The organism is Caproiciproducens galactitolivorans (genome assembly GCF_026672255.1).
GTDB classification, from domain to species: Bacteria; Bacillota; Clostridia; order Oscillospirales; family Acutalibacteraceae; genus Caproiciproducens; species Caproiciproducens galactitolivorans_A.
Window position 1 is genome coordinate 41,853 of record NZ_JAPOHA010000004.1, and the last position, 25,275, is coordinate 67,127.

19 protein-coding genes are annotated in these 25,275 nt (G+C 50.4%); 7 read left to right on the plus strand and 12 right to left on the minus strand.

Features of this window, described 5'->3' with window-relative positions:
* Positions 1-47: 47 nt before the first annotated feature.
* Together OUY18_RS04880 and OUY18_RS04885 are read right to left on the minus strand one after the other, a co-directional pair.
* Positions 48-1,367: a GHKL domain-containing protein gene (locus OUY18_RS04880; protein ID WP_268057611.1), complete on the minus strand. Its 1,320-nt coding sequence runs from the start codon at positions 1,365-1,367 to the stop codon at positions 48-50.
* Positions 1,368-2,081 carry a LytR/AlgR family response regulator transcription factor gene (locus OUY18_RS04885; RefSeq protein ID WP_268057612.1) on the minus strand — a complete coding sequence of 238 codons (714 nt, stop codon included), beginning with the start codon at positions 2,079-2,081 and terminating at the stop codon, positions 1,368-1,370. It abuts the gene before it with no gap.
* 297 nt (positions 2,082-2,378) lie between these two features.
* On the opposite strand from OUY18_RS04885, the gene OUY18_RS04890 reads away from it, so the two are divergent.
* Together OUY18_RS04890 and OUY18_RS04895 are read left to right on the plus strand one after the other, a co-directional pair.
* Positions 2,379-3,830, plus strand: coding sequence for an APC family permease (locus tag OUY18_RS04890; protein ID WP_268057613.1), 1,452 nt, complete (start codon positions 2,379-2,381; stop codon positions 3,828-3,830).
* A gap of 50 nt (positions 3,831-3,880) precedes the next feature.
* Positions 3,881-5,125 carry a metal-dependent hydrolase family protein gene (locus OUY18_RS04895; protein ID WP_268057614.1) on the plus strand — a complete coding sequence of 415 codons (1,245 nt, stop codon included), beginning with the start codon at positions 3,881-3,883 and terminating at the stop codon, positions 5,123-5,125.
* 148 nt (positions 5,126-5,273) lie between these two features.
* Here the strand turns inward: OUY18_RS04895 and OUY18_RS04900 are convergent, their stop codons facing one another.
* Genes OUY18_RS04900 through OUY18_RS04920 form a run of 5 tightly spaced genes read right to left on the minus strand, consistent with a single transcriptional unit; the run spans position 5,274 to position 11,999 of the window.
* Positions 5,274-6,326 (minus strand): hypothetical protein, encoded by a 1,053-nt coding sequence (locus tag OUY18_RS04900; RefSeq protein ID WP_268057615.1) that lies wholly within the window; start codon positions 6,324-6,326, stop codon positions 5,274-5,276.
* Positions 6,327-6,339: 13 nt separating this feature from the next.
* The gene (locus tag OUY18_RS04905; protein WP_268057616.1) at positions 6,340-7,710 is read right to left on the minus strand and encodes an efflux RND transporter periplasmic adaptor subunit; all 1,371 of its coding nucleotides are present in this window, start codon (positions 7,708-7,710) and stop codon (positions 6,340-6,342) included.
* Positions 7,711-7,727: 17 nt separating this feature from the next.
* Positions 7,728-8,360 (minus strand): HlyD family secretion protein, encoded by a 633-nt coding sequence (locus tag OUY18_RS04910; protein WP_268057617.1) that lies wholly within the window; start codon positions 8,358-8,360, stop codon positions 7,728-7,730.
* Between the two features lie 49 nt (positions 8,361-8,409).
* Positions 8,410-10,272, minus strand: coding sequence for an ABC transporter ATP-binding protein (locus tag OUY18_RS04915; protein WP_268057618.1), 1,863 nt, complete (start codon positions 10,270-10,272; stop codon positions 8,410-8,412).
* Positions 10,269-11,999 (minus strand): ABC transporter ATP-binding protein, encoded by a 1,731-nt coding sequence (locus tag OUY18_RS04920; RefSeq protein ID WP_268057619.1) that lies wholly within the window; start codon positions 11,997-11,999, stop codon positions 10,269-10,271. The genes OUY18_RS04915 and OUY18_RS04920 overlap by 4 nt, the downstream gene beginning before the upstream one ends.
* 203 nt (positions 12,000-12,202) lie before the next feature.
* Here OUY18_RS04920 and OUY18_RS04925 point away from each other — a divergent pair, with 203 nt between their 5' ends.
* On the plus strand, positions 12,203-12,904 hold the full coding sequence (locus tag OUY18_RS04925) for a TetR/AcrR family transcriptional regulator (protein ID WP_268057620.1): 702 nt from the start codon (positions 12,203-12,205) through the stop codon (positions 12,902-12,904).
* 205 nt (positions 12,905-13,109) lie between these two features.
* On the opposite strand, the gene OUY18_RS04930 is transcribed toward OUY18_RS04925, so the two are convergent.
* The 4 genes from OUY18_RS04930 to OUY18_RS04945 all read right to left on the minus strand — a co-directional run bounded on the left by OUY18_RS04930 (position 13,110) and on the right by OUY18_RS04945 (position 19,572).
* Positions 13,110-14,096, minus strand: coding sequence for a diaminopimelate dehydrogenase (locus tag OUY18_RS04930; protein WP_268057621.1), 987 nt, complete (start codon positions 14,094-14,096; stop codon positions 13,110-13,112).
* Positions 14,097-14,670: 574 nt separating this feature from the next.
* A complete protein-coding gene (locus tag OUY18_RS04935; RefSeq protein WP_268057622.1) occupies positions 14,671-15,390 on the minus strand; it encodes a hypothetical protein in 720 nt (239 codons plus the stop codon).
* Complete coding sequence (locus OUY18_RS04940; protein WP_268057623.1) at positions 15,391-16,737, minus strand: hypothetical protein; 1,347 nt, start codon at positions 16,735-16,737, stop codon at positions 15,391-15,393.
* A 393-nt stretch (positions 16,738-17,130) separates the two neighbouring features.
* A complete protein-coding gene (locus OUY18_RS04945; RefSeq protein WP_268057624.1) occupies positions 17,131-19,572 on the minus strand; it encodes a DsrE/DsrF/DrsH-like family protein in 2,442 nt (813 codons plus the stop codon).
* Positions 19,573-19,779: 207 nt separating this feature from the next.
* Between OUY18_RS04945 and OUY18_RS04950 the strand changes: the two genes are divergently transcribed.
* The 3 genes from OUY18_RS04950 (at position 19,780) to OUY18_RS04960 (ending at position 22,061) form a co-directional block, all read left to right on the plus strand.
* Positions 19,780-20,655, plus strand: coding sequence for an NAD(P)/FAD-dependent oxidoreductase (locus OUY18_RS04950; RefSeq protein ID WP_268057625.1), 876 nt, complete (start codon positions 19,780-19,782; stop codon positions 20,653-20,655).
* A gap of 216 nt (positions 20,656-20,871) precedes the next feature.
* Entirely contained in the window at positions 20,872-21,204 is a 333-nt protein-coding gene (trxA, locus tag OUY18_RS04955) for a thioredoxin (protein ID WP_326492980.1), read from the plus strand.
* A 173-nt stretch (positions 21,205-21,377) separates the two neighbouring features.
* Positions 21,378-22,061 carry a Crp/Fnr family transcriptional regulator gene (locus OUY18_RS04960; RefSeq protein ID WP_268057627.1) on the plus strand — a complete coding sequence of 228 codons (684 nt, stop codon included), beginning with the start codon at positions 21,378-21,380 and terminating at the stop codon, positions 22,059-22,061.
* Between the two features lie 203 nt (positions 22,062-22,264).
* Here OUY18_RS04960 and OUY18_RS04965 read toward each other — a convergent pair whose 3' ends face one another.
* Entirely contained in the window at positions 22,265-22,936 is a 672-nt protein-coding gene (locus OUY18_RS04965) for a hypothetical protein (protein WP_268057628.1), read from the minus strand.
* 244 nt (positions 22,937-23,180) lie between these two features.
* Between OUY18_RS04965 and OUY18_RS04970 the strand changes: the two genes are divergently transcribed.
* Positions 23,181-25,259, plus strand: a complete 2,079-nt coding sequence (locus OUY18_RS04970; RefSeq protein WP_268057629.1) for a cell division protein FtsA — start codon at positions 23,181-23,183, stop codon at positions 25,257-25,259.
* Positions 25,260-25,275: the final 16 nt, after the last annotated feature.

The following is a 25,275-nucleotide window of genomic DNA, read 5'->3' on the forward strand; positions in this document are numbered from 1 at the left end:
TATCGTTTTTCTATCCGCTTTGCGGATTTCTTCTTCTCTATTATTGGTCAAAATTCTTTCTGTATCAAATTCAGCATTACCGAAACCGTAAAAGTCCGGCTGTCATGCTGTATGGAGCAGGTACCGTGGTATTTTTCGGCGACCTTCTGCACGTTGGAAAGCCCAATGCCGCAGATTCTTTCCCCGTTCTTAACGGAACGGTACGTTTCGTTTTCTTTTCGCACATAGCCGTTGTAGGTATTGGCTATTTTCAGAAACAGGCAGTCCGCTTTCACCCTCGCGTCGATCGACAGCTCTTTTACCGCCGCCGGATTCTTGATCCTTTCGAACGCTTCCACTGCGTTGTCCAGAAGATTTCCGAACAGGATACATAAATCCACGTTTTCAATGGGAAGCGACGGCGGCAGGAAAATGGACACCGAAGGGGATACGCCCATCTCTTCTATTTTCGCCAATTTCTGGGCCACGATAATGTCAATTATGACATTTCCGCTCTTATAAGGCAATTTTGTATTGCAGACGTCCTGATACACGGAAGAAAGATAGCGTTCCGCTTCCTCGCACTGCCCCAGTTTCAGCATGGAGGAAACGCAGCGCATATGGTTTTTAATATCATGGCGTATCGCGATGACTTCCCGCTGGGAGGCTTCCAGCTTCGTATAATAACTTTTCTGCATTTTCAGCATCTGCCGGAACATCGCGTTTTTTTCGCTGGTTTCATCGATCACAACGGTCTTGTCCAGAAGATAAAAAAGCGCCAGCGCCATACAGATGAGCAGAATTCCGGCGTCCCCGTACAGCAGGAGGGTCTTTCGATTCAGACTGTGATAAAAAAGCTGGGTCGCAATATAGAGCAGGCCCGTCGGCGCCAAAAATACGAAAGCCGTATAAGGGATGTTTTTATTTTCCAGCCGCAGCTTGCGAAACCTCAGAATCACCGCTACAAAGAGCAGGAAGAAAAAGCAGGCCCCAATCTGCGTTTCCGCCCCCAACACCAGCTGGGACGGCAGCGGCGGCGGCGTTTGGTTTTCCAGCCCGCCCATGATAAAATAAACAGCGAATAACTTTCCGGCGTAATTCAGAATCACAAACAGAAACGACGTCAGCGCTTTCACCTGGAGATTCTCTTCAAAATAGATAACCGCCAGAATAAAAGTAAAGATCAGATAATAAGGCGCGGTTGAAAACAGCGGGCAATTGAGGCTGTACGAGATGAACTGAAAAATAAAATAGGACAAAAGGCCGAGCAGATTGTAGGCCAGGGTCACCTGCTTCTTCATCGTCAGGAACGCGGCGTAAAGGCGGTTCAGGATGATGGTTTCCGCCAGAGAAAGCATACATTCGGTTACAAGGAGGTTCGGATTCATTTAAAACTGCGCCTCCGTATACTCCAAAAAGCTCCGGCGAAAATCCTTTGCCTTATGCTTGCTTAAGGGAACCTGATTGCCGTCCTTCATCGTAATGACATCTTTATACACATTGCGGACATTTTCAAAATTAATGACAAAGCTCTTGTGTGCCCGAAAGAAATGGTACGGAATCATCTGCTCCGCGATTTCACTGATTTTTCCGGAAAATTCATACCGCTTCTCCGCGGTAACCAGCGTAATGGTTCTTACCTGCGATTCAAAATAGCAGATATCCTGAATCGGAACCTTGGTAACGCCGCTGTCGCCGGTGAACGTAAAGTATTTTTCATTCATTTGTTCCGAGCGGTTCAGCACCTGCCGCACTTCATTTAAAAAATCCTCCTTGTCCACCGGCTTCAGAAGATAGCGCCGGGCGTTTACCTTATACCCGTCCACCGCGAACTTTTCCGTTGCGGTTACAATCAGAATCGGCACCGTTTCGTCGTATCGGCGGATTCCCTCCGCGGTTTCGATCCCGTTGATCGGTTTCATGAACATATCCAGAATCAGCAAATCGAACCGGTGCCCCCGTTTATGTAAATCAATCAGTTCTTCTCCATTCTTCAAAACCGTCGTTTCAATGGGCAAACGCTCCTTTTTCAGCTCCGCCAAATAATCCGTTAAAATATCCAAGTCGTACTGACTATCGTCGCACAGCGCGATAAAAAACATTGCGGAGTCCTCCTTTTCCATGTTGTTTTTATTATAACAGTTGCGGAAAAAAGAGCAAGGCTTCCCACTCGATTTTGACACGAAAACTCCCTTTTTTCAAATTTATATAGATATTAAGCTTAAAAAATGGTATTACAAAAATATCATTTATAGATAATTTCACGAAATATTGCTGCAAAATGACGATTATAAACAGAATCTTCTGTGCAGCATTTAACCCGGATTCCCCTGTGCGGACAGACATGCGGGTTCCAAAAATCCGTTTGTTATACAAATTTTATCGAGGAGGATATTCTCATGTCAAACCATTCAGCGGAAAAAATACCTGCCGAAAACAATGGAAGCAATGGGATGAAAAAAACGCTTTCCCTGTGGAACTACTTCACCATCGGCTTCGGCGCGATCATCGGAACCGGGTGGGTTCTGCTGGTAGGCGACTGGATGATCATTGGAGGAGGCCCCACAGCGGCGATCATCGCGTTTGCGGTCGGCGCGGTGTTTCTTCTGCCGATCGGCGCGGTATTCGGCGAACTCACCGCGGCGATTCCGATTTCGGGCGGGATTGTGGAATATGTGGACCGAACCTACGGTTCGAAAGTTTCCTACTACACCGGCTGGCTTCTGGCGCTGGGAAACGGAATCCTTTGCCCGTGGGAGGCAATCGCGATTTCCACGCTGGTTTCCGAAAAATTCGGCGACTTCTTTCCCGTTCTCCGCAGCGTCAAGCTTTATACGATTCTCGGCGCGGACGTCTATCTGTTCCCGACCCTTATTTCGCTTTGCTTCGCGGTCTATGTGATCCGCCTGAATTTCAAAGGCGCGTCCTCGGCGGCAAAGCTCCAGGCTTTTTTAACCAAAGCGCTGCTGGCCGGCATGGTGCTGGCAATGGGAATCTCCCTTTTTAAGGGCGGCCCCCAGAATATCCAGCCGCTTTTCAGCAAGGTGACCGGCCCCGCGTCCAGCACCGAAGCAACCGGCCTTTTTGCGGGAATCGTCAGCGTGCTGGTAATGACCCCGTTCTTCTACGCCGGATTCGACACCATCCCTCAGCAGGCCGAAGAAGCCGCCGAAGGACTGGACTGGCATAAATTCGGCAGGATCATCAGCCTTGCGCTCCTTGCTTCCGGCGGATTTTACATCATCTGTATCTATTCCTTCGGTTCCATCATCCCTTGGACCGAATTTGTAAAAAGCTCCGTTCCGGCGCTGGCCTGCCTGAAAAACATCAACATTGTTCTGTATGTGGTTATGCTCTGCATCGCGACCATGGGCCCGATGGGTCCCATGAACTCGTTCTACGGCGCTACAACCCGTATTATGCTTGCCATGGGCCGGAAAGGCCAGCTTCCGGAAACCTTTTCCCGGCTCGACCCGAAAAAGGGAACCCCGATCACCGCGAATATCCTGATGTCCGTTCTGACGCTGGCGGGCCCCTTCCTCGGCAAAAAAATGCTTGTTCCGCTGACCAACGTTTCCGCACTGGCTTTCATCTTTTCCTGTACAATGGTCAGCTTCGCATGCCTGAAGATGCGCAGAACCGAACCCAATCTGAACCGCCCCTACAAAGTACCCGGCGGAAAAATCGGCATTGGCGCCGCCTGCGCGGCAGGCTCGATTATCATCGGGCTGCTGGTTGTCCCCGCAAGCCCCGCGGCTTTAAAGCCGGTGGAATGGGTCATCGTTTTCGGCTGGCTTGCCATCGGACTGCTGCTCAGCATCCTGTCCGGAAAGAAAAAGGCGAGGGCTTAATTTTCGTGTGTCATTCTTAACACAGAATCATGATATAGGAGGAATCAATTATGAGTAAAAAAACAGCGTTTACAGGCGGTCTTCTGATCGACGGCACCGGCAGGGAGGCGGTTAAAGATTCTCTGGTGCTGATTGACGGCAAAAAAATCGAGTACGCCGGCCCGAAGAAAGAGTTCGGCTCGGGCTATGAGGTTCGGGATATTACCGGAAAAACCATTATGCCGGGCCTGATCGACAGCCACCTGCACTTTTCCGGCAACCTGACGGACGACGACAGCGACTGGGTACTGGAAGACCCGATTCAAAAGACCGTCGTTGCCGTTCAGCAGGCGCATGAATGCCTGGAGCACGGCCTGACAACGGTTGGTGAAATCTCCCGTTCCGGCCTGCACATCCGCAACATGATTGAAGCGGGCGTTATGACCGGCCCCCGCGTAGTCGGCACCGGCCTTGGCTTTGCACGCACCTGCGGCCACGGCGACAGCCACCGGCTTCCCCTTTGGTACAACGAAGAATCCCATCCCTGGGCGGAGCGCGTGGACGGCCCCTGGGAACTGCGCAAAGCCGTTCGCAGGCGTCTTCGCGAAAACCCGGACGCGATTAAAATCTGGTCCACGGGCGGCGGCGTCTGGCGCTGGGATAAAAAGCTCGATCAGCACTACACTCTTGAGGAAATTCAGGCCGTTGTTGACGAATGCAACATGGTCGGCATTCCGGTATGGTCCCATGCCGAAGGCTACGGCGGCGCTCTGGATTCCGCCAAAGCGGGCGTACACCTGATTATCCACGGACAGGCCCTGAACGACGAATGCCTGGACATCATGGCGCAGAAAGGAATCTACTTCTGCCCGACGATTCAGTTCCTGAACGAATGGTTCAAGACCTATGCCCCGCCGTATATTCCGGAAGTCCACGACAAGTTCCCCGGGGACACGGTCGCCGAGAAAGAGCTGAACCGCGTGTACGCCAATCTGCGCAAAGCGAAAGCAAAGGGCATCGGCCTGACCATCGGTTCCGACTCCTTCTGCTCCAGCCTTACCCCTTACGGCACAACCGCGATCGGCGAAATGTACTCCTTCGTGGAAAAAGCACAGATTTCCGAAATGGATACCATTCTGGCGGCCACCAAAGTCGGCGCGGAAATGCTAAACGTCGGGGATGTCACCGGTACGCTGGAAGAGGGCAAATTCGCCGATCTGCTTGTTCTTAACGGAAATCCGCTGGAAAATATCCGCGCGATTCAGGTGGACAACATGCAGGTTATTATGAAGGAAGGCGCCGTGATTAAGGGCTAAGCACAGATTGAATTCATTTCAAATACCCCACATTTCCATAAGAGTAAATCTTTTTTCATAACACCGCAGGTTCCTTTCATTAAAAAAACAGGGCAGAAATCCGGTTCCTTTCTCCGGGTTCTGCCCTGTTTTCCTCTTTATGTAAAAACTAGTTGTCGCTGATGATGCCGTACTGAATCGCCCACTGGTATTTCTCGTAGGCGGAGAAAAGGGCAATCTGCGCCGCTTTTACCTTCACGGTTTCGGTATCGAACTGATCCTGCGCGCTGACGAAAGCAAGCCTGGAAATCAGCCCGGCGTCATACTGCTTTTTGGAAGCGTCGAAGCTCTTCTGCTCCACCGCCATTGCCTTCTGTTCCACGGTAAGAAGGTTGTTTTTGTCGTTTACGGCGTCGTACAGTTTCCGGAACGAAGCGGCAAAGCTTCCCTTCTCATCGTTGTAATCCGGATTTTTATAGGCGGAACCGGAGGTATCCCCGGAATAGTTTGCAAGGGCGTCCGCTAGGTCGTCGCTGAACTTGATTTTTCCGACGTCGTTCAGACGGGCAAACGGCAGGGAATGCATGTCAAGGGAGTGGTTATAGTCCCTTCCCAGCATGGTGTTGAAGCTGCGCCTGAGCGCGGCGAACTGGGTCTGCATGGTCTGGATACCGGCCTGAAGGGAATCGCCCTGCGCCTTGGTCTGTTCGAGCTGTAAATCGCTGATGTAGCCGCCGTCGTGCAGCTGCTGAATGTTGCTCAGGTTTTCATCGAAAACCGTCTGCTTCCGGCTCATCTCGTTGATCTGGTCGCGAAGGCTGTTGCAGGAGATAAACAGGGTTTTCGCGGCAATCACGGTCGCATCGTGCGGGTTGTCCTTGCCGCCCATGGACTGCTTAAGGATGCCGATGGACGCGCCGATCTCCGCAAGACCGGCCTTTACGAGGGTAAGCCGATTCGAAACCGACTGGTACTCCGGGCTTCCGGGCTGCAATGTACTTAACTGGTTTGTCAGCGTTGCGGCGTAAGCGCTGAGCGAGCCGGACGCGGACTGCAATTCGCCGACCGCGTCGGTGAAATTCACACAGTCCTCCACCAAATCCGCAATGTCGTCGTAGCTGACATTTTTAACGTCCCACGCATCCGCCGCGAAAGCCGCGGGGGCACAGACGCCGAGAAGCAGGCTGAACAGCAGAAGACAGGATAAAAAACGCTTTTTCATAAAAACTCCTCCTTTATCCGTTTGTATTCGATACGATGTGCAGATTCACACCGTCTTTCGCCTTATTGACGCCCTGAACGATGACTTCATCGCCGCTGCCAAGGCCTTTTACCTCCACATACGCGCCCTGCGTCTCCCCAACCGTTACCTCCACCTGCGCGGCTTTTCCGCTGCGCGCCGCAAAAACAATGGATTTTCCGTCGCGGTTCAGAACGGAACGGCTTGGGACCAGAACGGTTCCGGCGCTGCCGGTGTCGGAGAAATGCACGCTTGCCTGCATGCCGTCTTTCAGGTTCTGGGTGTTTGCAATGGAAAGTTTCACCGGGAACATCCCGCTTTGCGGGGATGCCATGGACGTGATTTCCGTAACCGTCCCGTCCACCTGCGCACCGGTCGCCGCAAGGAACACGGAAGCCTTTTGCCCGACGGAAAGCTTCCGGACCATGGATTCCGTCACGTTCACGGCCACTTCCATTACGGAGTTTCCGACGATCTGGAAGGCCGGAGCCTGCGGTGCGGCGAGGTCGCCCTCCTTCACGTTCACCGCGCCCACCGTTCCGTCCATCGGCGCTTTCACCGTGGAATCGCTGATGCGCTTCTGCGCGATCTGGACGGCCGCCGACGCGGAATCCACACCCGCTTTCGCCGCGGCTTCGTTCTCCGGATTAATCGCCTGCATGGTGAGATTATAGTTCACCTGCGCGGTATTGAAAGCGTTCTGCGCATTCTTTCTGCGGGTATCCGCCGCGTTCAGCGTATTTTGCGCGGCGGCCTTGGCGCTTTCCAATTGCGCGCCCGCGCTGTTCAGCGCATTCTGCGCATTTTTTAAATCGTACTGGCTTGCCGCTCCGGTAGACACCATCAGTTTTGTTTTTTCATAGTCGCTCTTTGCCCTGTCGTAAGCCGCCTGCGCCGGGGCAGTCAGCTGATTCTGGTCGTACTGCTTTTTTACCAGATTGTAATTGGCGGCGGAGTCGCGCACTTCATTCTGCGCGGCGGAAAACGCCTGGCTTGCCTGCTGCGCCGCCTGTTTGCTTCCCGCGGAACCGATTTTCTGCGCGTTCGCATTCGCGGTGTCGAGCCCCGCCTGCGCCTGCTTCAGCGCGAGCTGGGCATCGGAAGTATCGAGCTGCATCAGCACGTCGCCCGCTTTTACCGTTTGCCCCATTTTAACATTTACGGAAACCACTTTAGCGGAAACGGTGGAAATAACCGCCATGGATTTTGCCGAGTGGATCACGCCGTTGTAATCGGCGCTGGCCAGCGCGTCCGTGCTTTTCACCTTTGCGGTTGTTACGCTGAGCCGGTCGTCCTTTGAGCCGCACGCCGTCAGGAACGTGAGAAGCATCGCCGCGCATAGGATGATGGAAATTCCTTTTTTCATTGTTCTTTCCCTCCCTATCAATGCAGATGAATGGCAACTTCGCAGTTCATGCCGTACAGCAGGGGCAGTTCATCCGGGTTGTCGATGACGACTTTTACCGGAATCAGTTGTTTTACCTTGGTATAGTCCCCGCTGGTGGAAAAGCTGGTCAGGCCGTTTGTAAAATAAGTCTGCGTGGCGGTGTCGATTTCCGTAACCCTTCCGGAAAACACATGGTTCCCGTACGCGTCGATGGTGACGTCCACCTTCTGCCCCAGCGCCACTTTCGTAATTTCGGTTTCCTCGATATTCACGCCGATATACATATCGTCGGTGTCCGCGATGACGGCAAGCTGGGAAGCCGGGCCCGCGGGCTGGCCGGCAATGGCGTCGCTTTTCACCACCGTGCCGTTAATCGGGGAAGTGATGTTGGGCAGGGTTTCCTGCCTGCCGAGAACCTGATTTTTCACCACAAAGTCCCCCTTTGCAACGTCCCATTCCAGAAGCCTCGTTGCGGACGTTCCGGTTACGGTGTACATTTTTGCCGTTACCTTCGCATTGTCGGTTTTCAGAAGATTGGAGTTTACCGAAAAATAGTAGAATCCGCCAACGCCGCCGCCGATAACCAGGACGAAAAGCAGGATGATTCCTATTTTCTTGAACTTTTTCATATATGTACCTCTTTTCCTTCAATCTAAGATTGTCTGACGGGAAAAAGTTTTATCCTGTCTCGTCTTCGTCTCCGTTTTCAAACTGAGACTGATACAGGTCGGCGTAAAAGCCGCCTTTTGCAAGCAGTTCTTCGTGATTGCCCTGCTCCACGATATCCCCGTCCTTCATGACAAGAATCAAGTCCGCGCCGCGGATGGTGGACAGCCGGTGGGCAATAACAAAGCTGGTGCGGTTTTTCATCAGCGAATCCATTGCCTTCTGAATCATTACCTCGGTACGGGTGTCAACCGAGCTGGTCGCCTCGTCGAGAATCAGGATTTTCGGGTCGGACAGCACGGTTCGCGCAATGGTCAGGAGCTGTTTCTGCCCCTGTGAAATATTGCTTGCCTCTTCGTTCAAAATCATATGGTAACCGTCCGGCAGCGCGCGGATAAACTCGTCGCAGTGCGCCGCCTTTGCTGCCGCAATCACCTGTTCATCCGTTTTATCGAACGAGCCGTAGCGGATATTTTCCAGGATGCTCGCGTTATACAGCCAGGTGTCCTGAAGCACCATGCCGAACATGCTTCGCAGCCCTTCCCGGGTGTAATCCCGGATGGAATGCCCGTCGATCCGGATATCGCCGCTGTTCAGCTCGTAAAAACGCATGAGCACTTTAATAATGGTCGACTTGCCCGCGCCGGTCGGGCCGACGATGGCAATGGACTGCCCCGCGCGGATTTTGGAGGAAAAGTCATGGATGATGATTTTATCCTCGGTATAGCCGAACCGGACATGCTGAAATTCCACAATTCCCTGCACCGTTTCGGGGGAAACCGGCGTTTCGGTTTCGGGAGTCTGCTCCTCCTCCGCCAGAAACGCAAAGACGCGTTCCGCGGCGGCGGCGGTGGACTGAAGGGTGTTCATGATATTGGCGATCTGCGCAATCGGCTGGGTGAACTGGCGGACATACTGGACAAACGCCTGCACGTCGCCGACCGTAATGGCCTTTTTCACCGCAAGGTACCCGCCGAGGATACAGACAACCACGTAGCCCAGATTCCCCACAAACGTCATGATCGGCATCATCATACCGGTTAAAAACTGGGAAATCCACGCGGATTCAAACAATTTGCCGTTGTATTTCTTAAAAGTTTCCACCGCTTTCGCTTCGCCGTTGAAAACCTGAACCACGTTATGGCCGGAAAAGTTTTCCTCCACCTGCCCGTTGATATGGCCGAGATATTCCTGCTGCTGGCGGAACTGCTTCTGCGCGGGCTTCATAATCCCCCCCAGCAGAACCCCCGTAAGCGGAAGAATCAGGAACGTAACGAGCGTCATAATCCATGAGATGGACAGCATCATGACGAGTACGCCGAGAATCGTCGCGGCGGAAGTGATGAGCTGGGTGAGCGACTGGTTCAGCGTCTGCGAGATGGTATCGACGTCGTTGGTAACAAGGGAAAGCACTTCGCCGTGGGTACGCGAATCAAAATAGCGAAGCGGCATCCGGTTGATCTTCTCCGTTATGTCCTTGCGAAGCCGGTAGGTAATTTTCATGGATACGCCGGACATGATGTATCCCTGTACATAGGCAAACAAAGCGGATAAAAGGTAGAGTCCGATCAAAAGAAGGATGTGGCTCCCGATATATTTAAAATCCGTCAGCAGGCCGGTTCCCAGCGCGTAGGCGATCAGGCCTTCGAAGAGCTTGGTGGTTACCTTGCCCATCATCTTCGGCCCAAGGATGGAAAACGCGGAGGAAGCCGCGGCCAGAATGAAGACGGCGATAATCTGCGTATGGTATTCGTCGGCGTAATGAAAAAGCTTCAACATGGTCCGGTTAAAATCCTTCGCTTTTTCACCCGAACCGCCCATATGGCCGGGGCCGAATCCGCCCATATGGCGGGGAGCCTGTTTTTTTTCACTCATGCAAGCTCCTCCTTACTAAGCTGGGACAGTGCGATTTCCCGGTATACTTCGCAGTTCTCCATCAGCTCCCTGTGAGTTCCCTTCCCCGCAATCCGGCCGTTGTCCAGAACGATAATCTGGTCGGCGTACATAATGCTGGAAATACGCTGCGCGACAATCAAAGTGGTCGCCCAGCCGGTTTTCTCGTGCAGCGCCGCGCGGAGCTTTGCGTCGGTCTTAAAGTCGAGCGCGGAAAAGCTGTCGTCAAATATGTAAATCTGCGGCTTTTTCACCAGCGCGCGCGCAATGGAGAGCCGCTGTTTCTGCCCGCCGGAGACATTGGAGCCGCCCTGCGCGATTTCCGTTTCAAACCGGTCGGGCTTGGTTTCAATAAATTCCATGGCCTGCGCAATCTGCGCCGCCTCGGAAATTTCCTCCGGTGTGGCGGTTTCCGGGTCGGCATAGGCCAGGTTGCTCTGAATCGTGCCGGAAAACAGCATTCCCTTCTGCGGAACATATCCAATCTGCTTTCGCAGCAAGTGAAGGTCGAATTCGCGGATATCCACGCCGTCAAGGGTAACCCTTCCGCCCATCGGGTCGTAAAAACGCGGCAGCAGGTTTACCACCGTGGATTTTCCGGAACCGGTCGAGCCGATAAACGCCGTCGTCTGCCCCGGGGCGGCTGTAAAATCGATGTCGTGCAGGACGTCCTCCTCCGCGGCCGGATACCGGAAGGAAACATGCTCAAAGCGGACAAGGCCGCGGCACGGTTCCGGAGTTTTCGGGTTTTCCGGGTTCACAATGGACGGATTCGTTTCGAGCACGTCGGCAATTCGCTCGGCGGAAACCGACGCGCGGGGAATCATGATAAACATCATCGCCATCATCAGAAAGGCGAAAATAATCTGCATCACGTACTGCATAAAAGCCAGCATATCGCCCACCTGCAAATGCAGCGCGGAAACCTGCAAAGAGCCGACCCACACAACCAGCACGGTCGTCAGGTTCAGAATCAGCATCATGGTCGGCATCATAAACGACATGATGCGGTTAATGAACAGGTTCGTTTCCGTTAAATCCATATTTGCCCGGTCGAAGCGCCGCTCCTCAAAATTCTGGGTGCTGAACGCCCGGATCACCAGCATTCCCTCCAGATTTTCCCGTACGATCAGGTTCAGCCGGTCGATCAGGTTCTGCACCATGCGGAACTTGGGCAGTGCAACCACAAACATAAATAAAACCAAAAGCAAAAGACAAAATACCGTCAGCGCGATAATCCACGACATAGACCTGCTTTTGGAAAGCGCGTGAATCACGCCGCCGGTACCGAGAATCGGCGCGTAAAAAACCATGCGGATAACCATGACAATCAGCGTCTGAACCTGTGTAATATCGTTGGTGGTACGGGTGATCAAAGAAGAAGTCGAGAATTTGTCAAATTCCGCGTTCGAAAACGTTTCAATCTTCTCAAACAGATCCAAACGGAGCGTCTGGCACACACCTGCCGCCACACGCGCGGCAATAAGACTGACAAGAACACTGCAGGCCGCACTGATCAGCGCGATAATCAGCATCTTCCCGCCCGCGTTCAGGATAACGCCGGTATTTCCGGAGGCGATGCCGTTATTAATAATATCCGACATATAATCCGGTAAGGAAAGGTCGCAGTAGGCCTGGCCGAACAAAAGCGCGATCGCCAGCAAAACATGTGCGACGTACGGCGTGCAGTATTTCATGAGTCTTGTCATGAGGTCATCACCTCCTATAAAGCCAAATTTTCTATATAGTACTACGGTACCATAATAATTACAACTGGTATAATAATGATAAAACACAGTTGCAATTCAATAAATTTAGTGAGAATTGCCCTTGATTTATTTTGGCGATCTTTGGTACTATATTGTAATAATAGAAGCTTTAAATTGGTTCAAAACAGAAAGGAGAATGCAAAATGCCGGAAGGGAACGAAAACGATACAAAAAGGTTAATCCGAGAAACCGCTACGCGCCTTTTCCGCGAAAAATCCTTTGAAGCCGTTACCCTCAGCGACATTTGCAAAGCCAGCGGAATCAACAAACATACTTTTTATTACTACTACAAATCAAAGGACGAACTGCTGAAAAAATTCTACTGCTTTCCATGGAGCCTTACCGCCGCCGAGGCGACGGCCATTTTGACTTCCGACAACTGCGTCGACCAGATCTGGCTGATTATTGATAAATATATTGACTACACGAAAACAACCGGGGTACACATCATCCGGCAGATCCTGATTAAGAATCTGACGCATGACGTGGGCACCTTCCATATCAGCGACGAAATGCGGGAAATCTCCAAACTGGAAATCAGCATTATTAAAAAAGGGCAGCAGAACGGCCAGTTCCACAATACGTCCGACCCAAGGGTCCTGGTTGTGCTTCTGCATCAGGTGCTTCACTCCATGGGCCTGATGTGGGCCATTTTTCACGGAGAATTCGATCTGAGCAAGAGCGCCCGTTTCCTGCTCGAAAACCTGCTGGACGTGGACGCTTCCTACCGGATGACGAATGAAAAAGATCTGGATACCTTTATGGATTTATTCAAAGGAATGATTCAGACAAATCAAACGCATCATTCCTCCGACAGCGATACAACCAAACACAGCAAATCCTGACCGCCGGCAAAGACGCAACCCAAAAGGCTGCCTGTTTTACTTTCGTAAAGCAGACAGCCTTTTATCTTTTAAGACACCCTATTCTGTTTGTGCATTTCCGGTTCCCCGTTTTCCGTAAAAAGGAATCTTCTTTGACCGTTTAAAAAAACCATTTTTCCCTCAATTAAACTTTCTGCATGAGACCTTTTCGGTATTTTCGAAAATATTATAATAAGGTTTTGCGAAGCTCCGCTCCGGTTTTGGGGGACAAGTACGCCGGGGGAATGTCAAACACCGTTTTACAGCCGCTTTGCCCTTCGTGATGAAGCCGGTATGCGGCTCTTGCATAAGCCACGATAACAGAAGCCGTAAACTCCGGATTGGAATCCAGCTTCAGGTTATATTCTATAATATGGGTATGCTCTTCCTTGCGCCCGGTTTTTCCGCATCTTATAACGAAACCGCCGTGCGGGATTCCGCTGTAATTTTTCTTCAATTCCTCTTCCGTAATGAAATGGACGGTTGTGTCGTAATCTGCAAAATAGTTGGGCATATTCTTTATTTCGCTCTCGATTTTTGCTTTGTCCGCTCCTTCCTCGGCTACAACAAAGCATTCGCGGGTATGCTTTTCGCGCGCGGAAAGCGTTGGCATTTCCCCGCTGCGAACCGCGGAAATCGCACTTTCGACTGGGATCGTGTACTGTATGGCATCCTTAACACCCTCTATTCTGCGGATCGCGTCGGAATGCCCCTGACTTACGCCCTTGCCCCAAAAGGTATCGTCTTTTCCGTTCGGCAGAATCGCGTTGGCATACAGCCTGTTCAGCGAGAACATGCCGGGGTCCCAGCCAACCGAGATAATGCCGAGTTTGCCGCTTTTCCTGGCGGCGGAGTCTACCTCATCAAAATGCTGAGAAATTCCGGCATGCGTATCAAAACTATCGATAATATTAAACATTTCCGCGTATTTCGGAGACTGTTCGGGCAGGTCTGTTGCGCTTCCCCCGCAGAGAATCATTACGTCGATCTCATCTTTCATTTTCTCCGCTTCCTCCGCAGGAAAAACCTTTGCTGTCCCGGTTAATACTTTCAAATCTTTTGGGTTGCGCCGGGTAAAGACTGCCGCAAGCTCCATATCCGGATTTTGCTGAATCGCATATTCAACGCCGCGCCCCAAATTTCCATAGCCCATAATTCCGATTCGAATACTCATTTTATAGCTCCTTTGTAAAAATCACGTCCGGTTCCCGCGCCCTTCTTTGGTTCTCCGAAAGCCACGGCAACCTTTTATTCTGTAAAAAATTTACGAATGTATTCCTGTTTCCTTCTCAGGATGGAGACCGCTTTGCCAATTCTATAATAATACACTTGTATTTCGGTTTGGAAAAGCCCTTTTTAGAAAGTATTCCGAACATGAACGCTATCGGCCATAAAAAAACAAGCCGCATAAAATTGTATAGCTTGTGTATAGCTTGTCTCGGCGAGTTTTGGCAATTAAAAAATAGCCGTCCGATAGACGGCTATTTTTTAAATTCTAACTTCGCGCGGCAAAGCGTATTCCTATGCTTTGAGAATAGATAAATACCGGATATTCGCTCATATCCTTAGCGATGTGTCACTTTCCGATTGAATACTGTTATCCAATAAGCTAGTAGCAAGAAGAAGATATCAGTTCATTTTTCTCTTGCCCCTCCTGATGAAACTTGGAAAAATGATCGTTAAAAATTTTTGCTTTTCCTGATTTCTGATCCACTATCCCGGTTCAGCAAATTAAATAATAAATTATCTTAACCCTGTTTTTGCAAGCTTTCGGGCTCACGCCTCGGCTGTGTCAACTTTATAAATAGAATGTATATACATGGTGAAATTATTCCAATCGTTGCGCCACTAACATTCGTCATTGCACTTTGCACATAAATCTTTACTTTCTCCATCTCTTCAGCAGTTAGCTCAGTATATTCCTTGCCTGCATAGTAAACATTTCCGTAATAGGATGCATTCATTGCATATGCCGCAGCGGAAAGCAGAATTAAACCAATACAAATTAAAATGGGAATGGAAAGTATGGTAACTTTTTGAAAAACAATTCTGCGTTTACCGAATATTAAAAACAGCGAAGAAAATACAATCAGTATAAAGCAGATTTCAAACATTAGCATGATATAGTGATCTTCAAATAGTCCTTCTCTTATAGATTCGATTTGTAAAATATTTGCAAAGGCCTTATCCAAAATAAATCGGATTACCAACCCACAAGTAATGAAACCTAATCCTTTTCCAATTCCCCATGATAATCTTTTAAAATTTTCATTAACAGTCCATTGATATAAAAACACTAATCCCAATAAGTAAAGCCCATGAAAGAGAACCGCTTTCCATTCAATTGCGCCATTCCACGCCGCCTCAAAAGAAACTTGCGTTAAACCATCAAAAATATAATCTACCACACCATATGATATTACAAAAAAAATTATAATTAAAAATATATTTAATACTTTCTTTTTCATTTACTTATTACCCACTTTCGTAAGAGCTTTATTTAATATCTCGCTATAAATCGCAGGGACGGTAGAAGGTGTGCTCATTTTATCTGTAATATCTACTAGAGGCTCAAAGTTCAAACGGAAAAAGTCCGGCCTTCTTCCCAGAACTGCTTTATCTTTGCTAAACACAATAGGATTTTCTATTAATTCTCCCTTGGGGCTGATTGATAAATATGCATAATAAGGCGTATCCTGATGTTGCTTATCAATTGTGAATTGAACGTCAAAGATATCACGTTGATCTCTCTTTTTCTTTGTGAGTGCTTCATACATTTCTCCAAAGCCATTAGAATATGCTACCTGATTAACAGCAGAACCGGCATTTGCAATATATATACTGTTGGGTATATTGCAATCTACGTTATTAAATTTATTTCTATTCGTATAAGAACCAATTGGTATTAGTACACGTTTATCAGAACCGCTTTGTTGGAAAATAAAAGTTATTTCCGATTTATCAATACCAGCGTCTATAAAGCTTTCAATTCCTAATATTGCCGAAAAAGCACCCGCCTTCCTTACATTTTTTTCACTTTTAGAAACTTGACCGCTAACAACATGATGATTAAGTTGGTTACCTGCACATACCTCTTCTTTCGGTATCCCCTGCAAATTTATCCCTAATGTTGCAGCCGCCCAGTCAAAAGCTATTTTGTTCAATCTTTTCTCATATACTGTTTTCCATGACTTTTCGATCTGGCAAGTATCTTTTGTATTCGGGACAACAATTGGATATGTTTCTCCGTTGTATATAATCGCTTGATTATCCTTAGCAATATATATACCTTTCTGTGCGCTTGTATAATCCTGTCCGGAAGTCAAACAAGTTATAATTCCGCCGTGCCACGATACAGCCACGCCTTCAACGCCGCTTATAACTTTAGAACCAACGTTTACAATAAGGTCTCCGGCTTGTTTCAGAAAACTTTCCAAACCTTTTGCGTTACCGATTACAGCGTATCCGATTCGCTCCAGCCAGTTTTCTTCGGCATTTGCGGATGCAAGCATAGCGCGGAACCGGTTTGTATAATCGCTTGACATCTGGAAAAGCCGTGCTTCCGTATTGGCATACTGACTTTTTGAAGAAGAAATGAACCCGCTCAACTCGTTCATTTCAGTATACAGCATTTCCATCTCTTTTTGAATATCTGCAATCGACCCGCCAATATTTCTTCTGCGCTTTATTTTTGGGTCTATACTGCTGAACACGCTGTTTATCGATGATTTTAAATCGCCCAATGTCAAGGCGACTGTTCTGATTTGTATAGCGCTGGAGTCGAGCCCGTCCAAATTTACTTTTATGGCGCTCAACTTTTCACCCTCCTTTTCTTTTCCTTAAAATAATTATATATTAGCATATTATTTTGGAATTGTATACCTGTTTTTTTAGAATATATATTGAATTACTTCTGCGTCACCAAATGTGCCGCCCTCCCAAGGAGAGCGGCACAAGAAGGCTCCTTCACCGATACAAGGCGCATTTGTAAGTCTGCCGGAGCAACAAAATGGCTCAGAACCAAAAACAATTTTTTATTGATATTTTTTCCTCGGGTTTTTCTTTTTTTGAAAACAACCGCAAAAAGCGCCGTTTGGGCTTAACCCTAAACGGCGCTTTGTCTGCAATCTGAACCGTCTGATAGACGGCTACAATTTATGAATTCTAGTTTCGCTCCGTGCGGCATAGCAGCAAACCGCATACTGTTATCAGATAAACAGATTTGTGTCCGACTGTTCCGCGGAACCGAGGAAAGTCGCCACTCCGGCGATTTCCACCCCGTCGATCAGTTCCTCCGGCTTGATTCCCATAATGTCCATGGACATCTGGCAGGCGACAATCCGCACACCGCTGTCTATTGCAGAGCGGAGGAGGTCCTCCAGCGAAGTCACGTTTTTGCTCTTCATTACGCTGCGGATCATTTTCGGCCCCATGCCGAGCATATTCATTCTGGAAAGCCCCAGCTTTTCGCTGCCGCGGGGCATCATCCTGCCGAACATCTTCTCAATAAAGTTCTTTTTTACGCTTACACGTTCGTTTTTGCGAAGGATATTCAGTCCCCAGAAGGTGAAGAACATGGTTACCTTCCTGCCCATGGAGGCCGCGCCGTTGGCGATAATCAGCGCCGCAATCGCTTTGTCGAGGTCGCCGCTGAACACAATCATACTTTTGTCGTTCCCGCTTTGGGCAGGAATGGCGGGCGCCACGGCTCCCTTCTGGATTTTAACAAGATAGGCGTTTCCTTCGCGTTCCACGCCGAGAAGCAGATTTCCGGTTCTTTCGCACCAGACGCGGATATCCGAAGCAAAGGCAGGGTCGGTTGCGCGAACCTGCAGGCATTCGCCGTCGCGGATGCTTTTGATTCCCTCCGAAACCTTCATGATCGGTCCCGGGCACTGTAAGCCGCAGGCATCCACCTCGATCATTTTTACATCCTGACAGCAGGCGGATTTCACCGGCTCGGCCGCCTCTTTTTTACAGCCGATGCAGTCCGTTCCGGTCGGCTGTTCCCGGTCGCCCTTTGCGGTGATATAGGTTTTGTAGCCGCCGCTGAGGTTTTTCACGTCATAGCCGTTCTGCATCAGGATACGCGCCGCGACATAGCCGCGCAGGCCCACCTGGCAGAAAAGATAGACCGGCTTTTCCTTCGGCAGCTCCTGCATACGGTCGCGCAGGACGTCCAGCGGAATTCCGATTGCGCCTTCAATGGTTCCCATCTGCATTTCCACGGGGGTTCTTACGTCCACAAGGCTGATTTTTTCGCGGTCGAGCGCATCGACCTCGTCGAAGTGGAACACCTTTACGTCCCCGCGTAGGATGTTGGCCGCTGTAAAGCCAAGCATATTGACCGGGTCTTTTGCGGAGGAATAGGGCGGCGCGTAGCAAAGCTCCAGCTTTTCCAGATCATACACCGTGCCGCCAAGGCGCAGCGCGGTCGCAAGCACATCCATGCGTTTATCCACGCCGTCGAAGCCGACCGCCTGCGCGCCCAGAATCTTTCCGTCCGGCGCAAACAGCAGTTTCATGCTCATCTGCGAGGAATCCGGATAATAGGTCGCATGGTCCGCCGGATGGATGTACGTCTTCTGATACGGAATTTTCTGTGCTTTCAACTGTTTCTCGTTCATGCCCGTGGAAGCCGCGGTCATTTCAAACACTTTCAAGATCGAGCTGCCCTGCACGCCGCTGTCCTTTTCGGTTCTTCCCAGAACATTTTCCCCCGCAAGGCGGCCCTGACGGTTTGCCGGCCCGGCGAGCGGAATCAGCGTATCGCCGCCGGTTACGAGCTGGCGCACGCAGACGGCGTCGCCCACGGCGTAAATGTCCGGGTCGGAGGTCTGGAGGGTATCGCTCACCTTAATGCTTCCGCCGACGCCCAGTTCCAGCCCGGCGTCCTTTGCAAGACGGCTGTCCGGCGCAACGCCGATGCTCAAAAGCACCAGATCGGCGCAAATTTCTTTATCTCCGGTCAGCTTTACTTTTAAATTCCCCGCCTTTTCGAAGCCCTGCACGCCTGTGCCGAACAGCAGACGAACTCCGTTTTCCCGCAGATGCCGGTGCAGGATCGCCGCCATTTCCGGGTCGAGCGAAGCAATGGCCTGATCCAGAAATTCTACAATGGTCACGTCGAGCCCGCGCTTTTTCAGGTTTTCGGCCATTTCCACGCCGATGAATCCCGCGCCGACCACAACCGCGCTTTTCGCCTTTGTTTCCCGGATGTACTCGTCAATCCGGTATGTGTCGGGAACCGTGCGCAGGGTGAAAATCCCCTCGCTGTCGATTCCCGGCAGGGGCGGGCGTTTCGGCTGCGCGCCCGGGGACAGGATCAGTTTATCGTAGCTTTCCTCATACGTCGTACCGTCGGCATGGTTCTGCACCGTGACCATCTTTTTTTCACGGTCAATCTTTACAACCTCGCTCTTCGTACGCACGTCAATGCGGAACCGGTCGCGCAGGAGCTGCGGCGTCGTTACAATCAGCCGCTCCTTCTCCCGGATCGTCCCGCCTATATAATAAGGTAAGCCGCAGTTTGCGTAGGAAATGTATTCGCCTTTTTCAAACAGAATAATCTTGGCGTCTTCGCTTTGTCTGCGAAGCCTTGCCGCCGCGCTTGCGCCGCCAGCAACGCCGCCTACGATCAATACCTTCATATTCTTTTCCGCCTTTCAATATCTCTATTTAAAAATTTTTAAAAGAACAGCAAAAACAGAGTGTTCTCTTTTCTGAATTTATGATATCATGAAAGAAATCCAAATTCCGTGACAAAATCACAGAAGGGAAGATTTGGTGATGTTATCACGGAATATTGCCGGACTTCGGCATATAATAATTTCAGAATGGCAAAGAGGTGTTAAAAAATGTCCGATGTTATTATTCTGGGAAACGGCCCCGCCGGAATTTCTTCGGCGGCGTATACGGCGCGCGCCGGACTGGAAACGCTGGTAATCGGGCGGGACAGCGGAGCGCTTTCCAAAGCGGGTGAAATTGAAAATTACTACGGCTTTCCCGAGCCGATTTCCGGCGAACAGCTTGTCCGCAACGGTCTGGATCAGGCTTCCCGGCTCGGCGTTTCCACCGTTGAGGACGAAGTTGTGGGAATCACCTACGACGGCAGCTTTACGGTTCAGACAAAAACGAATGAATATAAAGCGCCCATCGTTATTTTAGCTACAGGCGCGGCGCGCAGGGCGCCTAAAATTGAAGGTCTGCGCGAATTCGAGGGAAAGGGCGTCAGCTACTGCGCCGTTTGCGACGCATTCTTTTACAGGGGAAAGCACGTCGCCGTGCTGGGGGACGGAAACTACGCCCTGCATGAAGCGAAGGAGCTTCTTCCCGTTGCCGGTTCGGTTACGGTATTGACCAACGGCCATGAACCGACCGCCGCGTTTCCCGCCGAAATCCCGGTCGACAAACGCGAGATAGCCAGTCTGCGCGGCGAAAAGGTTTTGGAAATCGTTCAATTTAAAGACGGCACCACGCTGCCCGTTTCCGGCATATTCGTTGCGCAGGGCGTTGCCTCCAGCGGGAGTTTCGCCCGCACCATGGGCGCCGAAACCGACGGCGGCCGCATCGTGGTGGACGAAAACATGCAGACCAGCATCCCCGGGCTGTACGCGGCGGGCGACTGCACCGGCGGAATGCTCCAGATTTCCAAAGCGGTTTACGACGGCGCAAAAGCCGCCACCAGCGCCATTCAATATTACCGCAGGCAGAAAAGCGCCGTAAAAAAATAGATGTGTTTTTGTATATCACTGAAATCCGCAAAGTATTTCTTCTGTAACCCCTTCAAAGAAGCATCGGCGGGCAAAAGCTTTCCAAAACATTTTCCGTGGAGGAGCGCCGCTGTGCGGCGCAGAAAACGGCGAAAGACGCTGCGCGTCCGTCTGTGATTACGTCACGGAAAATAAAAACGCGATTCCGTATAATACAATAAAGAAAAACAAATACCAATTCCATATCAGAAAAGGAGAAGAAAGATGTCTGTATTAACATTAACAAAAGATAATTTTACACAGGAAGCCGTTCAGTCCGATAAGCCCGTTCTTATTGACTTCTGGGCGCCGTGGTGCGGCCCCTGCCGCATGGTTTCTCCCATTGTGGACGAAATTGCGGAGGAAACTCCGAATATAAAGGTCGGCAAAGTCAATGTGGATGAGCAGCCGGAGCTTGCCGCTCAGTTCGGCGTAATGAGCATTCCTACGCTCATCGTGATGAAAAACGGAAAAGTCGCGAATACCGCCGTCGGTTCCCGCAGCAAACAATCCATTCTGGGGATGCTTTAAAATTGATTGTCCTCCTGAAGCCCCGCGCCGCTTGGCGCGGGGCTTTGTTTTGCCGCGGACAAACCGGCTTTGTAAAATATCTGCCTGCTGTACTTTTTCGGTACCCGATATTGTAGTATAATAAGGATAATTGGCATATGCTGAAAAAGCATATGGAAAAGGGAGGCGGCTATATGGCGATCGCACAAACGGAACTGGAATTTATGAGAGAGGTTCTCCCTTTCTGGGGCTCTCTTACGCAAAATCAAAAAGAACGGCTGGAAAACTCAGCTTCTGCGTTCACCGTTAAAAAAGGGCAGAGCCTGCACGACGGTTCACAGGACTGCTTAGGGTTAATCCTTGTGAAAACCGGGCACCTTCGCGCCTATATCCTTTCCGAAACCGGCAAGGAGATCACCATCTATCGCTTGTTCGAGCGGGATATCTGCATTTTTTCGGCGGCCTGCATGCTGAAAAACATCACCTTCGACATCTATATCGAGGCGGAATGCGAAAGCCGCGTACTGCTGATTCCGACTGCGGTTTACAATGAGCTGAACGAGAGCGCGCTCGCGGTATCCAGTTTTACGAACCAGTTGATTTCCTCCCGCTTTTCCGACGTGATGTGGATTATGGAACAGGTTCTTTTTACAAGCTTCGACCGAAGGCTTGCGAACTTCCTTTTGGAACAGTCCGCCGTGGACGGTTCCGACACGCTCCATATCACACAGGAAACGATCGCGAACCATCTGGGTTCCGCGCGCGAGGTGGTCACCCGCATGCTCAAATATTTTCAAAGCGAGGGCATGGTCACGCTGTTCCGCGGCGGGGTTACGATCAGCAACCGAAAAAAGCTGGAAAAGCTTTCAGAGAAATGACGGAAACACAGGGAAACCGTAACGGTTTCTCCGCGCGTAAAAGCGGCATCCCTTCGAAAATGGAAACAATTAAACCTTTAAGGCTAAAAGGCGGCGGTGTCGCCCCAGCCGAAAAACAAAAGGCAGATCTCGCTTTCGCTTGATCTGCCTTTTGTTTTTTTGACCGGCCAAATGAACAACCTGGGTTCTTTTCAAATTTTCAATTACTGTAGATACTTATCTATAACCTGTTGATAAATTCTTTTATAGGTTTCCGGATTTTCCTGGACAAGATTCAATTCATTTTCCGACATGAGATTTAAACGGGAATAACCGCTGTCTTTTGTCCTGAGTACTGGATATCTGCCTGTTTCTTTCACCATGGGAGAATAGAATCCTCGCATAAATTCATTGCTGTCAATAGCTTTATTTAGAAAGAAAATATATTCTGTGCCAGGATTTGAAGGTGCATAGCCAAGTTCATAACGGGTAGTTTCTCCGTTTTCGTCTAACGTATAATACTTTTCTGCAATTGGTATCGTTTCGCCTGCATTTAACTTTCCTTTATAAACTTTAGAAATTTCCAACGAGGAGACTGTAACGCCATAGACTACAACTCCTGATTCAGGACTATACAATTTTTGCCTTGCGTCATCAAGAAGATGTCCTTTTACAATAAATTCAGATAAATTCTCCACTTCTTCGAGTGACTGAGGATCATAATAAGAGTCTCCTTTTTCCACAACCACCTTAGTATTCTTGGATGAAGGAATATTTTCTAAGGAAGATGGCACGACAGTTCTAGCCGAAGTAGTAGCTGAACCGCTTACCGAACAGGCTGTAAGCATCATTGTTAAGCAAACGATACAAAGCATTGAAATAATTTTATTACGCATAATGCTCTCCTCTTTTATCTTTATTCCAATACTGAATTTATATAATTCTAATATAAAAAATCGGTGTTGTAAATAGTTTTTTAGAAATAAAAAACTATGGTTCGCATTTGTCTATTCGTCTGCCTGTATCAGAAAGCCCGCAGTTCGGGAAACCGCCGATTCCATTGCAATTTCTGTGAATTTATAGTAAAATAAAATGGAATTTATGGTCGTAAACTGGAATTCTGCGAGTGGAGGCCGAACGATGCAAAAGGAAAAACAAAAGAAACAAAATACGGCTGCCGGGGAGACCCCGGAGAATTATGTGTTTGCGCTCGATATCGGCACCCGGAGCGTGATCGGCGTTGTGGGCGTGATGGACGGCGAAATGCTGCGGATATCGGCGGTTGAAACGGTCGAGCACCCGAAGCGTGCCATGATCGACGGGCAGATCGAGGATATCGAGCAGGTAAGCCGTATCGCGGGTCTTGCCAAAAGCCGGCTGGAAAAACGGCTGGGTTATCCGCTGCGCCACGTCTGCGTCGCCGCGGCGGGACGCGCACTCCGAACGCAGAAGGCCTCCTATGAAATGGAGCTGAAACCGTCGCAGTCCATCGACGAAGAAATGATCTGCCGTTTGGAGGCGGGCGCGATCGAAGCGGCGGAACAGCAGTTTGCCCCCGAAACCGGCGAGGAAAACCAGCCGGTATTCTACCTTGTGGGGTATTCCGTCGTCCAGTATTATCTGGACGATTATCCGATATCGAACCTCCTTGAGCACCGCGGGCAGCGCATCAGCGTAGAAGTGATCGCAACGTTCCTTCCGCGCGAGGTGGTCGACAGCCTGTATACGACCATGCACAAGACCGGACTCGAAGTCGCCAGCCTGACGCTGGAACCGATCGCCGCCATGAACGCGGCGATTCCGCAGAAGCTGCGCCTGTTAAACCTGGCGCTGGTGGATATCGGCGCGGGTACCTCGGACATCGCCATCTCCAAAGACGGCGGCGTGGTGGGCTACACAATGGCGACGATTGCCGGCGACGAAATTACCGAAGCGATTATGAAAAAGTACCTCGTCGATTTTACAACGGCGGAGGATATAAAAATGAAGATGAGCGGCGAAAGCGAGATTTCGTTCAAGGATATCCTTGGATTGGAGCATACCGTTACGCCGGAAGAAGTAAAGCAGGAAACCGAACCGGTTAAGCGAATCCTGTGCAAAGAAATCTGCGACCGCATTACCGAAGCGAACGGAGGCGCGCCCTCCGCCGTATTTCTGGTCGGCGGCGGCAGCAAGCTGCCCGGCCTGTGCGAATGCGTTTCCGAATACCTGAAACTGCCGGCAAGCCGCGTGGCGATCGGCGGCAACAACTTCCTGATGCATGTTTCCTCATCCGACGAGGACGTGACCGGGCCGGAATTCGCAACCCCGCTGGGCATTGCCGTATCCGCCGCGCTCAACCTGATTAACGACAGCTTTTCCATCCGGCTGAACGGCAGCCGAGCCAAGCTGTTCCGCAGCGGCAAGCTTACCATTCTGGACGTCCTTTTGATGAACGGATATACTTACAACCAGCTCATCAGCCGCTCCGGCCAGAGCATAATCATTGACCTGAACGGCGAGAAAAAAGTCCTGTACGGCGGGCACCCCAGCGCGGCGCGCATCCTGCTGAACGGCGCGGAAAGCAGCATTACCGCACTCATCAAGGCCGGGGATGAAATCGTGTTCGAACCGGCTGTCCCGGGCGAAAACGCGAACCCTTCTTTGGAGGATGTTGTGCATTTTCAGGCGCCCTGCAAGGTGCTTTTTAACGGCATGGAAGTGGAAATCGGCACCCGCGCAACCGTAAACGGCCAGCCCGCCGAGCCGGAGCAGCCGCTCTGCGCCCGCGACAAGGTGCGAACCTACTCCATCGGCACCCTGCGGGAGCTTCTTAAGTTTTTGGGCGAAGACGAAGAACAGGCTTTTATCATTAACGGGAAACCCGTAAAGCCGGATACCGCGCTCTGCAAGGGCGACCGGATTGAATACGCAAAAACGGACGCAGAGGCGCAGCCGGCAAAGCCCGAACCGCAGCCGGAAGCGAAACCGGCGCAGGAAACGGATGCGGAACCGCCGGAAAATAAGGTTCATATTACGCTGAACCACGCCCCCCTCTCGCTGAAACCGAAGCCGGACAAAACCCCGTACCGCCTGATCGATATGCTGAATCTGGTGGATATCGACCTGTCGAAGCCGCAGGGAAACATCGTTCTGCATGTCAACGGTCAGGACGCCGCGTACCTGCAAACGCTTGCGGACGGCGACTATGTCGACATCTATTGGGAAAAAAGACAGTAAATATAAACAGAAAAAG

What these genes read in the sequence shown, in the direction of transcription:
- OUY18_RS04895 (WP_268057614.1), top strand. Translation starts at nt 3,881, where the DNA reads ATGAGTAAAAAAACAGCGTTTACAGGCGGTCTTCTGATCGACGGCACC.
- OUY18_RS04905 (WP_268057616.1), bottom strand. Translation starts at nt 7,710, where the DNA reads ATGAAAAAAGGAATTTCCATCATCCTATGCGCGGCGATGCTTCTCACG.
- OUY18_RS04880 (WP_268057611.1), bottom strand. Translation starts at nt 1,367, where the DNA reads ATGAATCCGAACCTCCTTGTAACCGAATGTATGCTTTCTCTGGCGGAA.
- OUY18_RS04960 (WP_268057627.1), top strand. Translation starts at nt 21,378, where the DNA reads ATGGCGATCGCACAAACGGAACTGGAATTTATGAGAGAGGTTCTCCCT.
- OUY18_RS04885 (WP_268057612.1), bottom strand. Translation starts at nt 2,081, where the DNA reads ATGTTTTTTATCGCGCTGTGCGACGATAGTCAGTACGACTTGGATATT.
- OUY18_RS04920 (WP_268057619.1), bottom strand. Translation starts at nt 11,999, where the DNA reads ATGACAAGACTCATGAAATACTGCACGCCGTACGTCGCACATGTTTTG.
- OUY18_RS04925 (WP_268057620.1), top strand. Translation starts at nt 12,203, where the DNA reads ATGCCGGAAGGGAACGAAAACGATACAAAAAGGTTAATCCGAGAAACC.
- OUY18_RS04950 (WP_268057625.1), top strand. Translation starts at nt 19,780, where the DNA reads ATGTCCGATGTTATTATTCTGGGAAACGGCCCCGCCGGAATTTCTTCG.
- OUY18_RS04935 (WP_268057622.1), bottom strand. Translation starts at nt 15,390, where the DNA reads ATGAAAAAGAAAGTATTAAATATATTTTTAATTATAATTTTTTTTGTA.
- OUY18_RS04915 (WP_268057618.1), bottom strand. Translation starts at nt 10,272, where the DNA reads ATGAGTGAAAAAAAACAGGCTCCCCGCCATATGGGCGGATTCGGCCCC.
- OUY18_RS04965 (WP_268057628.1), bottom strand. Translation starts at nt 22,936, where the DNA reads ATGCGTAATAAAATTATTTCAATGCTTTGTATCGTTTGCTTAACAATG.
- OUY18_RS04945 (WP_268057624.1), bottom strand. Translation starts at nt 19,572, where the DNA reads ATGAAGGTATTGATCGTAGGCGGCGTTGCTGGCGGCGCAAGCGCGGCG.
- OUY18_RS04930 (WP_268057621.1), bottom strand. Translation starts at nt 14,096, where the DNA reads ATGAGTATTCGAATCGGAATTATGGGCTATGGAAATTTGGGGCGCGGC.
- OUY18_RS04890 (WP_268057613.1), top strand. Translation starts at nt 2,379, where the DNA reads ATGTCAAACCATTCAGCGGAAAAAATACCTGCCGAAAACAATGGAAGC.
- OUY18_RS04900 (WP_268057615.1), bottom strand. Translation starts at nt 6,326, where the DNA reads ATGAAAAAGCGTTTTTTATCCTGTCTTCTGCTGTTCAGCCTGCTTCTC.
- OUY18_RS04970 (WP_268057629.1), top strand. Translation starts at nt 23,181, where the DNA reads ATGCAAAAGGAAAAACAAAAGAAACAAAATACGGCTGCCGGGGAGACC.
- OUY18_RS04910 (WP_268057617.1), bottom strand. Translation starts at nt 8,360, where the DNA reads ATGAAAAAGTTCAAGAAAATAGGAATCATCCTGCTTTTCGTCCTGGTT.